At 62.7% G+C, this 11,769-nt stretch carries 12 protein-coding genes; 7 read left to right on the top strand and 5 right to left on the bottom strand.

What is annotated here, in order from left to right:
* Positions 1-661 (bottom strand): DUF2063 domain-containing protein (locus BSF40_RS27970; protein ID WP_095967742.1); only part of this gene is annotated, 661 nt, incomplete at its 3' end.
* A complete protein-coding gene (locus BSF40_RS27965; protein ID WP_095967741.1) occupies positions 654-1,496 on the bottom strand; it encodes a DUF692 domain-containing protein in 843 nt (280 codons plus the stop codon). The genes BSF40_RS27970 and BSF40_RS27965, both read right to left, overlap by 8 nt.
* 446 nt (positions 1,497-1,942) lie before the next feature.
* On the opposite strand from BSF40_RS27965, the gene BSF40_RS27960 reads away from it, so the two are divergent.
* Together BSF40_RS27960 and BSF40_RS27950 are read left to right on the top strand one after the other, a co-directional pair.
* Positions 1,943-2,989, top strand: a complete 1,047-nt coding sequence (locus tag BSF40_RS27960) for a class I SAM-dependent methyltransferase (RefSeq protein WP_095967740.1) — start codon at positions 1,943-1,945, stop codon at positions 2,987-2,989.
* A 127-nt stretch (positions 2,990-3,116) separates the two neighbouring features.
* On the top strand, positions 3,117-3,959 hold the full coding sequence (locus BSF40_RS27950; RefSeq protein ID WP_095967738.1) for an NAD-dependent protein deacetylase: 843 nt from the start codon (positions 3,117-3,119) through the stop codon (positions 3,957-3,959).
* Between the two features lie 120 nt (positions 3,960-4,079).
* Here BSF40_RS27950 and BSF40_RS27945 read toward each other — a convergent pair whose 3' ends face one another.
* Entirely contained in the window at positions 4,080-4,976 is an 897-nt protein-coding gene (locus BSF40_RS27945; RefSeq protein WP_095967737.1) for a LysR family transcriptional regulator, read from the bottom strand.
* 173 nt (positions 4,977-5,149) lie between these two features.
* On the opposite strand from BSF40_RS27945, the gene BSF40_RS27940 reads away from it, so the two are divergent.
* The 5 genes from BSF40_RS27940 to BSF40_RS27920 all read left to right on the top strand — a co-directional run bounded on the left by BSF40_RS27940 (position 5,150) and on the right by BSF40_RS27920 (position 9,734).
* Entirely contained in the window at positions 5,150-5,848 is a 699-nt protein-coding gene (locus BSF40_RS27940) for a CoA transferase subunit A (protein WP_015094554.1), read from the top strand.
* Positions 5,849-5,884: 36 nt separating this feature from the next.
* On the top strand, positions 5,885-6,550 hold the full coding sequence (locus BSF40_RS27935) for a CoA transferase subunit B (RefSeq protein WP_007975748.1): 666 nt from the start codon (positions 5,885-5,887) through the stop codon (positions 6,548-6,550).
* An 11-nt stretch (positions 6,551-6,561) separates the two neighbouring features.
* Positions 6,562-7,743, top strand: a complete 1,182-nt coding sequence (locus BSF40_RS27930) for an acetyl-CoA C-acetyltransferase (protein ID WP_095967736.1) — start codon at positions 6,562-6,564, stop codon at positions 7,741-7,743.
* 487 nt (positions 7,744-8,230) lie between these two features.
* A complete protein-coding gene (locus BSF40_RS27925) occupies positions 8,231-9,037 on the top strand; it encodes a hypothetical protein (RefSeq protein ID WP_095967748.1) in 807 nt (268 codons plus the stop codon).
* A 130-nt stretch (positions 9,038-9,167) separates the two neighbouring features.
* Positions 9,168-9,734, top strand: a complete 567-nt coding sequence (locus BSF40_RS27920; RefSeq protein ID WP_095967735.1) for a hypothetical protein — start codon at positions 9,168-9,170, stop codon at positions 9,732-9,734.
* 3 nt (positions 9,735-9,737) lie between these two features.
* Here BSF40_RS27920 and BSF40_RS27915 read toward each other — a convergent pair whose 3' ends face one another.
* Together BSF40_RS27915 and BSF40_RS27910 are read right to left on the bottom strand one after the other, a co-directional pair.
* Positions 9,738-10,454 (bottom strand): alpha/beta hydrolase, encoded by a 717-nt coding sequence (locus BSF40_RS27915; protein ID WP_095967734.1) that lies wholly within the window; start codon positions 10,452-10,454, stop codon positions 9,738-9,740.
* Between the two features lie 191 nt (positions 10,455-10,645).
* Complete coding sequence (locus BSF40_RS27910; RefSeq protein ID WP_095967733.1) at positions 10,646-11,758, bottom strand: succinylglutamate desuccinylase/aspartoacylase family protein; 1,113 nt, start codon at positions 11,756-11,758, stop codon at positions 10,646-10,648.
* Between the last annotated feature and the right edge of the window lie 11 nt (positions 11,759-11,769).

The raw sequence follows: 11,769 nt of genomic DNA, 5'->3' as shown, positions 1-11,769 counted from the left end.
CCGCCAACCCCTGCAACAGCTCAAGCCCGGTCAACCCGGGATACTCGCCAACAAGCAGCAACAACCGCCACGCCAACGGACTCAATTCGGAAAACTTCACACCCCAGTCCTCGGCGCGACGCACCAGCAACAACGTCGGCTGAGCCGGTAAAACGTCCGGCTGGTAATCCGGCCCCACCCGTTGCACCGGCCAGGCATACGCCAACGGCCAGGCCAGCGGCGACACCTGCAAGGGCCGATCCAGCAGCAACGCCGCATCACCGGCAGCCACAGGCTCGGCGTCGGACTGTTGCAGCGCCATTTCCACCCACTCGTAATGCGCCAGCTCCACCATGAACGGCGGCCACGAACCATCGGCCAACGCCAGCGGTTCACTGGCAAGAAACTCGACAAACTCCTGGGCGATCTCACCGAATTTCGGTGTTCGGGCGCGGTAGTCCCGCAGAAAAATCCGCACCAGCGAACGCCAGTGTTCATCGCCCAGAATCTTCACCAGGACCGGAAAGGTGCCACTGAGCAATGAAGACAGGTTGGCGAACACCAGATCGCGGTAAACCTGTGCCCGCGCCGGGTCCATTTCGGTGGGTGGCGCGTTGTGTCCAGGGTCGCGCAGGTACAGGCCCAGGGTGGTTTGTTGCTGCACAAGGCTCGACTTATCCACGGTTCATCCCCTCCTGTTGCAGGTGGCGAATGGTCTGCAGTTCCGCCACCAGTTCGGCGAATGCCGGAAAATTGAAATCGCGCTCCAGCAAGGTCGGCTGCGCACCGAACCGGGCGTAGGCCTGGGCCAGCAACGACCACACCGCCGGTTTCACCGAAGCGCCATGGGTATCGATTTTCAAGGTATCGGACTCATCGAAATGCCCGGCGATATGCATGGCCACCACCCGTCCCGCATCGATACCGGCGAGAAACGCCTGGGGATCGAAACCGTGGTTGATCGAGTTGACGTAGACGTTGTTGACGTCCAGCAACAGGTCGCAGTCAGCCTCGCGCAACACCGCATTGGTGAACGTCACCTCGTCCATGTCCTGTTGGGGGGCGGCGTAGTAAGAGACGTTTTCCACCGCCAGGCGCCGACCGAGGATGTCCTGGGCCTGGCGGATACGCGCGGCGACGTGGTGCACCGCTTCTTCGGTGAACGGCAGCGGCAACAGGTCGTACAGGTGACCGTCATCGCTGCAATAGCTCAAATGCTCGCTGTACAGCGGCACGTGGTAGTGATCGAGAAAACCCCGGACTTCCTGCAAAAAGCCGACGTCCAGCGGCGACGGCCCGCCCAGGGACAGGGACAGCCCGTGACAGGACAACGGATAACGCTCGGCCAGTGCCCGCAGCGCCGCGCCATGGGCGCCGCCGATGCCGATCCAGTTTTCCGGCGCGAGCTCCAGAAAATCGAAATGACCGGCCGGGGCCGCTTGCAGGTCTTTGAGTAAACCGCGACGCAGGCCAAGCCCGGCGCTGGCCTTGGCTACGGGGGGAATGGATGTCTGCATGGTATCGATCTCGCCTGTGTCCAAGGGCGCGGGCAGGTGCCCGCCATGAGGCACAGTTAATCGAAGGGGTGTATCGGGACTGTGTTCGGCTGGGGGCGGAATAAGAGGTCACTGTGTCAAGAAGGGGTCTGGATACAGTGGGATACACACGATCCTTGCGGGCTCCGCTGATCCTGTGGGAACGGGCTTGCCCGCGAAGAGGCCGGCACATTCAGAAGCGATGTTGGCCGAGCCACCGCTTTCGCGAGCAAGCCCGCTCCCACAGGGGTTTAGTGTCAATCATGAGGACTTTCGTCGCTCCAGACAGCAGTACACACGCCCCGGACTAGACTTAATGCACACAGGACCCGCTTGGTGCCCTGCACATTTCCACGACCACCGCCCAGCGGCGCATGCCTCGCCAAACGATGCCTCTGGACCGTGATCCTGCCAAAGGAGCACACGTGATGGACGAGGCCAGACTCAACGATTTCATGGGCAAACTGGTGAATGACATGGGCGGCGCGGCGATGCTCGCCAACGTCATCCTCGGCGAAGAGCTCGGCCTGTACCGGGCGATGGCCGACAGCCAACCCATCACCCCCGAAACCCTTGCCGAGAAAACCGGCTGCAACACCCGGCTGCTACGCGAATGGCTCAGCGCCCACGCCGCCTCCGGCTACATGGAACACCGCGACGGCCAGTTCCGCCTGCCCGAAGAGCAAGCCCTGGCCCTGGCCATCGAAGACTCTCCGGTCTACATCGCCGGGGGCATAGGCGTGGTCGCGTCGTTTTTCCACGACAAGGACAAGCTGGTCAACGCCATGCGCGGTAACGGCGCCCTACCCTGGGGCGAGCACCATCCGTGCATGTTCAGCGGCACCGAGCGTTTCTTCCGCCCCGGCTACAAAGCCCATTTGATCGCCGAATGGTTGCCGGCCCTCAACGGCGTGGTGGCCAAACTGGAAGCCGGGGCCAAAGTGGCGGATATCGGCTGCGGTCACGGCGCCTCGACGGTGATCATGGCCCAGGCATTTCCCGATTCGCGCTTCGTCGGCTTCGACTACCACGCGCCCTCCATTACCGTCGCCACCCAACGGGCCGAAGAAGGCGGTGTGTCCGGCCGGGCCAAATTCTTCCAGGGCACGGCCAAAAGCTACCCCGGCAACGACTATGACCTGGTCTGCTACTTCGACTGCCTGCACGACATGGGCGACCCGGTGGGCGCGGCCAGACATGCCTATGAATCGTTGAAGGAGGACGGCACGGTGCTGCTGGTCGAGCCCTACGCCAATGACTTGCTCGACGACAACCTCAACCCGGTCGGACGCCTGTTCTACGCCGCCTCGACCTTCATATGCACACCGAACTCGCTGTCCCAGGAAGTCGGCCTCGGGCTGGGTGCCCAGGCCGGTGAAGCGCGGTTGCGCAAGGTGTTCACCGAGGCCGGGTTCTCGAGTTTCCGTCGGGCTACGGAGACGCCGTTCAACCTGATTCTGGAGGCACGTAAATAACCCCCGCCACCCCCTCTGTAGGAGCGAGCTTGCTCGCGAAAAGCGCGAGCACGCCGCGGGGTGTCAGGCTTACAGTGTTATCGTTGACGACCATCGCGAGCAGGCTCGCTCCTACAGGTTTTCCAGCATGCTCGACAGCCTGATCCACGAACAACTCCACCGCCTCCATCAACGCATGGCCGACGCGCCGTTTGCAGTGCTGACCGGTGCCGGCATCAGCACACCGTCGGGCATCCCCGATTATCGTAACAACCAGGGCGTGCGACGGGGCCGGCAGCCGATGATGTACCAGGAGTTTCTCTCCGCCCCGGAGTCCCGGCGCCGCTATTGGGCGCGGGCGATGCTCGGCTGGCCACGGGTGCGCCTGGCGCAGCCGAACGTGGCCCACGACACCCTGGCCCGGCTGCAGGGTACGCGACAGATCAGCGGGTTGATCACCCAGAACGTCGACACCCTGCATGACCAGGCCGGCAGCCATGACGTGATCGAACTCCACGGCAGTTTGCACCGGGTGTTGTGCCTCGATTGCGGCAGGCTTTGCGAGCGCGACTCGATCCAGCGCTTGATGGAAACCCGCAACCCCTACCTGGCCGGCGTCGACGCGGTGCAGGCGCCGGACGGCGACACCCTGCTCGACGCGGCCTTCGAGGCCCGTTTCCAGGTCCCGCATTGCCCGCATTGCGCCGGGGAACGGATGAAGCCGGATGTGGTGTTTTTTGGTGAAAACGTCGCGCAAGCCACGGCGGCCAAGGCGATGGCGGCCGTTGAACAGGCGGCCGGGTTGTTGGTGATCGGGTCTTCGTTGATGGCCTATTCGGCGTTTCGCTTGTGCCGGGCGGTGGTGGATCAGGGCAAGCCGTTGATCGCGATCAACCTGGGCAAGACCCGGGCGGATGACATTCTGGATATGAAGATCGAGGGGGCGTGCGAGCATCTGTTGCCCCTATTGGCCCAACGCCTGACTTCCTGATCAACACAACACCCTGTGGGAGCGGGCTTGCTCGCGAAAGCGGTGGGTCAAACCACATTGATGTAGCTGACACTCCGCCTTCGCGAGCAAGCTCGCCCCCCACAGGGGCCGGCGCTCATGTCAGAGAAGCTTTTCCCCAAATTTTTCCTCCTTCAGTACATCAAACAACGCCTGCGCCGCCGCCGACAGCTCCCCCCCGGGCAACGTCAACACGCCAAGCGCCCGCTCCACCACCGGATCGCGCAAGGTAATGCAGCGCGCGCCCAGCTCACGCATCTGCCCGGCACACAAGGCCGGCACCGCGCTCACGCCCAGGCCGCTGGCGACCATGCGCCCGACCGTCGCCAGTTGATGGCTTTCAAACTCCACCGACAGCTTCATGCCGCGGGCCTGCAGGTGCTCTTCAAGCATCACCCGCACGGTGGAAGGTCGCTGCAAGGTAATGAACGGCTCCTTGAGCAGGGTCCGCCAATCGATGTCATCGAGTTCGGCCAGCGCTGAATCCAGGGGCACTACCGCCACGAATCGATCGATGTACAACGGCGTGAATTGCAGCGGCGAACTCTGGGTCGGCTCGAACGCCACCCCCAGTTCAACCTGGCGGTCACGGACCATTTCCAGCACCTGCTCGTTGATCACGTCATTGACCGTCACGTTGACGTTCGGGTAGCGGGCGCGGAAGGTCTTGAGGATCGGCGGCAGCAGGTTGCCAGCGAACGATGGCATGGCTGCCAGGGTCACGCGACCGCGCTGCAGGGTGAAGCGTTGACGCAGTTCGTCCTCGACATTGTCCCAGTCGGCGATCAGCCGGCGCGCCAGCGGCACCAGGGCTTCGCCTTCGGCGGTGAGCGCCACGTTGCGCGTGTTGCGGGTGAACAGACGTCCGCCGAGGCCCTCTTCCAGCGCCTTGATGGTCAGGCTCAGGGCCGATTGCGACAGGTGCAGGCGTTCACAGGCCACGGCAAAGCTCAGGCTCTGGGCCACGGCGAGAAAGGCGCGGATCTGCTTAATGGTCATGTTCGCTTCGCTTCCAGTTGTAAGCTACAAGCCTGGAGCTGCAAGAAAGCAGCGGTTTGTTGAGTTTTATCTATTAATTAACCGTAAAAATCAACTTAACAAATGAATGCTTCGGCGAGACACTCCATCCCATTCGGCTAGCCAGCCGCCCACAAAGAATAAAAGAGGTGCATATGGCAGGTTTCGACAAGCGCGTGAGTTCCTACGAGCAAGCGTTGGCAGGTCTTGAAGACGGCATGACCGTGATCGCTGGCGGCTTCGGCCTGTGCGGCATCCCGGAAAACCTGATCGCCGAGATCAAGCGCAAGGGCACACGCGACCTCACCGTGGTCTCCAACAACTGCGGCGTCGACGGTTTCGGCCTCGGCGTACTGCTGACCGACCGCCAGATCAGCAAAGTGGTGGCGTCCTACGTCGGCGAAAACAAGCTGTTCGAAGAGCAGCTGCTCAAGGGCGAAATCGAAGTCATCCTGACCCCGCAAGGCACGCTCGCCGAGAAAATGCGCGCGGGCGGCGCCGGCATTCCGGCGTTCTTCACCGCCACCGGCGTGGGCACTCCGGTTGCCGAAGGCAAGGAAGTGCGTGAATTCCATGGCCGCAAGTACCTGATGGAAGAGTCCATCACCGGCGACTTCGCCATCGTCAAAGGCTGGAAAGCCGACCATTTCGGTAACGTGATCTATCGCCACACCGCCCAGAACTTCAACCCGCTGGCCGCCACTGCCGGCAAGATCACCGTGGTCGAAGTCGAAGAAATCGTCGAACCCGGCGAGCTGGACCCGGCGCAGATCCACACCCCAGGCATCTACGTCGACCGGATCATCTGCGGCACGTTCGAGAAGCGCATCGAACAGCGCACCGTGCGTAAGTGATCCCCTGCCCCCGGACCGAATGAAGGAATAACGACAATGGCACTTTCCCGCGAACAAATGGCTCAACGCGTCGCCCGCGAAATGCAGGACGGCTTCTACGTGAACCTGGGCATCGGCATTCCGACCCTGGTCGCCAACTACATCCCTGAAGGCATGGAAGTCATGCTGCAGTCGGAAAACGGCCTGCTGGGCATGGGTCCGTTCCCGACTGAAGAAACCATCGATGCCGACATGATCAACGCCGGCAAACAAACGGTGACCGCGCGCATCGGCGCCTCGATCTTTTCCTCGGCCGAGTCCTTCGCGATGATCCGCGGTGGTCATGTCGACCTGACCGTGCTCGGTGCCTTCGAAGTGGACGTGCAAGGCAACATCGCCTCGTGGATGATCCCCGGCAAGCTGGTCAAGGGCATGGGCGGCGCGATGGACCTGGTGGCCGGCGCAGACAACATCATCGTCATCATGACCCACGCGTCCAAGGACGGTGAGTCCAAGCTCCTGTCGCAATGCAGCCTGCCGCTGACCGGCGCCGGTTGCATCAAGCGCGTGCTGACCGACCTCGCCTACCTGGAAATCGAAAATGGCGCATTTGTCCTCAAGGAACGCGCACCTGGCGTCAGTGTCGAGGAAATCGTCGCCAAGACCGCTGGTAAACTGATCGTCCCGGACCACGTTCCGGAAATGCAGTTCGCTGCCCAGTGAGGAATCATTCCATGCAAGAAGTCGTCATTGTTGCCGCCACGCGCACCGCGATCGGCAGTTTCCAGGGTTCCCTGGCCAATGTTTCTGCCGTTGACCTGGGCGCTGCGGTGATCCGCCAGTTGATGGCGCAAACCGGCCTGGACCCGGCCGAAGTCGATGAAGTGATCATGGGTCAGGTGCTGACCGCCGGCGCCGGGCAGAACCCTGCGCGCCAGGCCGCGATCAAGGCCGGCCTGCCCTTCGCCGTACCGGCCATGACCCTGAACAAGGTCTGCGGTTCGGGCCTCAAGGCCCTGCACCTGGGCGCCCAGGCGATTCGCTGCGGTGATGCCGAGGTGATCATCGCCGGCGGCCAGGAAAACATGAGCCTGGCCAACTACGTCATGCCCGGCGCGCGCACCGGCCTGCGCATGGGCCACGCGCAGATCGTCGACACCATGATCAGCGATGGCCTGTGGGACGCGTTCAACGACTACCACATGGGTATCACCGCCGAGAACCTGGCCGAGAAGTACAGCCTGACTCGCGAGCAGCAGGACGCGTTCGCCGCCGCCTCGCAACAGAAAGCCGTAGCCGCCATCGAAGCCGGGCGCTTCGTCGATGAAATCACCCCGATCCTGATCCCGCAGCGCAAGGGCGATCCGCTGTCCTTCGCCACCGACGAGCAGCCACGGGCCGGCACCACCGCCGAATCCCTGGGCAAACTCAAGCCGGCCTTCAAGAAGGACGGTTCGGTGAGCGCCGGCAACGCTTCGTCGCTGAACGACGGTGCCGCCGCCGTGATCCTGATGAGCGCCGACAAGGCCAAGGCCCTGGGCCTGCCGGTACTGGCAACAATCGCGGCCTACGCCAACGCAGGCGTTGACCCGGCGATCATGGGCATCGGCCCGGTGTCGGCCACCCGTCGTTGCCTGGACAAGGCCGGCTGGAACATCGACCAGTTGGACCTGATCGAAGCCAACGAAGCCTTCGCCGCGCAATCTTTGGCGGTGGCCAAGGACCTGGAATGGGACTTGAACAAGGTCAACGTCAACGGCGGCGCCATCGCCCTGGGCCACCCGATCGGTGCTTCGGGTTGCCGCGTGCTGGTGACCTTGCTGCATGAAATGCTCAAGCGTGATGCCAAAAAAGGCCTCGCCACCCTGTGCATCGGTGGCGGTCAAGGCGTGGCACTGGCGCTCGAACGGGCTTAAAGCGTTCAACAGACGGCGCGGGGACCCACGAAGATCCGTCGCTGTCTGGACAAACACCCGGTGCGATGCAAGTCGCACCGGGTTCTTTTTTGCCTGCGTTTTTTCAGTTGGACCGCGTCATCGTTCTTCGCGAGCAAGCCCGCTCCCACAGTGGACCGCGCTCGTCTGGACAATTGTGGGAGCGGGCTTGCTCGCGAAGAGGCCCGAGGAGTCACCCCAAGAACTGCAGAATCAACCCACTGTCCGCCCCACTGATTTCTGGTGCGCGGATCGAGCCAGATGGCAAAAAATGCCCGGGCGAACTGCAGTTCTTTCACATCACGCATGGCAGGCTGGCCTCCTCGCAGATGCCCAGGAAACGCAGGCGCAAAAAATCCTTTCGTACAAATTCCAAAGGGCTTTATGTATACAAAATCAGCATACAGTTAAAGCAATCCAGCCGATGTAATGTTACCGTTGCCACCTCACACAGGTCGGAGACATGCGCGTGTTGATCCTCAAACTGCTGGTAATCCCAGGCTTCCTGCTGCTGATTTCCCTGGCTGGCAAACGCTGGGGACCGAGCGTGGCCGGTTGGCTGTCGGGATTGCCGGTGGTAGTCGGACCGATCCTGCTGTTCCTTACCCTTGAGCAAGGCCAGGCGTTCGCTGCGCAGTCGGCCACGGCGGCGCTGTCAGCCATGTTCGCGATGATTGCGTTTTGCGTGACCTACGCCCAGGTCGCACAACGGGCCGGATGGCCATTGGCGTTGCTGATCTCGCTGTCGGTCTGGGCGCTGGTGGCGGTTGTCCTGTCGCTGATCCCGGGGTCCCTGGCGTTTTCGCTGTGCGCCGCCGCGACCGCGCTGCTCGCCGCGCCTTATCTGTTCCCCGCCGTGCAACCGGTGCTCAGTGGCCCGGGGCCGAAATCCGACAAGCTTGTGCTGCGCATGGTGGCCGGTGCATTGCTCACCTTGGTCGTGACGCTGCTGGCCAGCACCGTCGGCGACCGCTGGAGCGGTTTGCTGGCGGTGTTCCCGGTATTGGGCAGCGTGATGGCGGTGTTCTCCCAGCAAACCCGTGGCCCGGCCTTTACCGCCGCGTTGCTGCGCGCCACCGCCACCGGCATGTACTCGTTCGCCGCCTTCTGCCTGGTGTTGGCGCTGACCCTGCCGACGATGGGAATGAACGCTTTTGTCCTGGGCGTCGCGGTGTCGGTGGCCATGCTGGGGGTGACAAAGCGTCTGCTGGCGCGGCCGGTTGGCCCGACGACGGGCGCTGGAGGAACCGTCAAAGCACCGAAACACGTTCGATGAGGTACGTCGGAAAGAATGCCACAGGAAAGCGACCTCACCGCAAGTGACCGCTCGGTAGAGCACGCTGGAATGCAGCACAACCTCCGTGGGATGATCGCGCCCCACCGCGCGCACATCCCTGGAGATTCCGATGTCTTTGTTGAGTAAAAAAGCCCTTGTCCTGCTGCTGGCAGCCGCTACCGGCCTGGGGGCTTTGAATGCGCAGGCCGCCAAGGCCACTTCCAGCGATACGCCAGCGCAGAAAGTCTCGATGCTCGGCAGCAAGTTCACCTTCAACCTGCCCAAGGGTTTCATCGCCAACCCGCTGCCCGCCAGCCCGGACGGTGCCAGCGGCACCCTGTACAGCAATGAAACCACCAAGACCGTGGTGATTGCCGCTGAAAACACCCTGCCCAACGGTATCAGCGTCAAGGACAACGACGGCGGGTTCCTCGACGGCACCGTGGCCGACTTCGATGCGGCGCAACACCAGTCCCTGCCCGACTACAACAAGCTCAGCGAGAAAACCCTGACCCAAAAATCCGGGCTGGGCCTGCGCCAGATCGACGGCACGGCCACGCAAGGCGGTGGCATGACCCTCACCACCACGCTGATGGCCGCCTCCGGCACCCGCATGGCGGTGATCCAGGTGATTTCCCGCCCTGGCGACATGGCGGCCCATGAAACCCTGATCAAACAGATCGTCAGCGGAAAATAAGGCTCAGGGGTTAAGACGCTGCAACCAGGCGCTCAAGTCCTGGATCTCTTCGGCGCTGATGCTGTGGCCAACACCGGGGTAGCCGTGAAACTCGGGTTCGAGTGACACGCTCTGCAACAGGCTGTTGGCTTCAGTGCCGTCGCTGTAGGGAAGACGTTTGTCCTGCTCGCCATGACCAATGAAAATCGCCAGCGACTGGCGCTTTTCATCCGGTTTGAGTTCGGCCTTGAGCACCGGCAGAATCCGCCCGCTCAGCGCCGCGATCCCGCCGAGCGCTTCGGGGTGCCGCAAGCCCACTTCGTAAGACATGATCGCGCCCTGGCTGAAACCGATCAGGAACACCTTCTCGGGCTCGGTGTGATATTTCTTCGCGGCCTGTGTGACGAAATCCAGCAACACCTGTCCGCTGGTCTTCAGATCATCGGTCTCGCCGTTGTAGGCCCCTTCGCCCTTCTTGCGGAACCACTGATAACTGCCCGCCTCCATCACCAAAGGTGCCCGCACCGACAGGTAGGTGTAGGACGCGGGCAAGTCGTCCTTGATGTCGAACAGGTCCTGTTCGTTACTGCCGTAACCGTGAAGGAAAATCACCAGGGGCTGAGGGTTCGAATCGGTGGTGGCCTGCGCCAGGTACTTGAGTGGCAGGTCGGTTTGCAGCGGGGTTTGGGCGTGGACGGCAGTGGATGCCAACAGCGTGAGCAGCGCGAGAATCTTCAACATGGGTCTTCCTTCACGGAATGCAGGATTCGCGCAAGAGCCTAACACTGTGCAGTAGGCAGGAACATCTCGGGTGTGGCTGATGCCGCCTTCGCGAGCAAGCCCGCTCCCACACTGGACCTGTGGCGTTCACAAAACCTGTGGGAGCGGGCTTGCCCGCGAAGAGGCCAGTACAGACAAAGAAAATTCCCGGCTCAGTCGTTGATCAGCTTCCCCACCCGAATCGGCTCACGCCCGGCGACTTTCGCCTGCCAGGTGCCTGGCTGGGTGTAGCGCCCACGATCGATGGCGAACAGCACGCCACTGGTGCCGGCCTGCACGGTGGTGACCTTGTCGTTCAACGGGTCGACCACCTCGAACAGCGCATCGCCCTTCTCTACCCATTCCCCGGCTTCACGCAGGAAACTGACCACGCCGTGATGCGGTGCGAACAGGTATTGGGTGCCTTCGAACGGCATGCCTTCACAGCAGTCGGCCGGTGCCGCCGGCCAGGTGCCGCAGATGAAACCCTGTTCGGCGAGAAAGCCGAGAATGGCCTCGCAATTGGCCTGGGCCTGGTCGACCCGGGTGTCCCCCATGCTGCCCAGCTCCAGCGTGGTCGCCAGGTTGGCCGGCGGAATCGCCGCCGCCGGGAACGCCCGGGCCAAGCGCAACCAGGGCGAAGAACAGGATTCGTCGAACGAGCTGCCGCCGGAGTCCTCACACAACAGCGCCACGCCAGCCTGCAAGCGCGCCGCCAAGGATCGCCATTGTGGCCAGTGCTGCGGCAACGCGTAGATGTGAATCGCAGCGTCGAAATCGCAATGCAGGTCGAGGGTGATGTCGGCGTCGCAGGCATGGCGCAGCAACAGGCGGTGCATGGCTTCCAACTGTGATGTCGCTGCCGGCAAGTCGTCGAGCACCTGGCCCATGGTCTGGCGAATCAACGCGATATTGGCCTGGGCATCGCTGCCGAGGCGATCACCGACCCGCTCGGCCACCGGCGCGCTGAGTTCGACGAACGAGCGGTTGAAGTTCCTGCCGCTGCCCAGCTCGAAACGCCCCATGTGGCTGCCTTGCAGGTGCTGGTCGAGGCCAATGGGATTGGCCACCGGCACCAGTTCGATCACACCGTTCAACTGTCCCTGTTGCTCAAGTTCGGTCAGGCGTTTCTTCAACTCCCAGGCCGTGCGCATGCCCGGCAATTCGTCGGCATGCAGGCTGGCCTGGATGTACACCTTGCGCGGCCCCGCGCCATAACGAAATACGCTGAGGGTGCGCTCAGTGCCCAGGTGGCTCCAGGGCAGTTTGTGGTCGATGCGTTGCATGGGAACTCCGA

Origin of the sequence: Pseudomonas sp. ACN5 (assembly GCF_002303975.1) — a bacterium.
GTDB lineage: Bacteria > Pseudomonadota > Gammaproteobacteria > Pseudomonadales > Pseudomonadaceae > Aquipseudomonas > Aquipseudomonas laurylsulfatiphila.
This window is presented reverse-complemented; position numbering and strand designations above follow the sequence as displayed.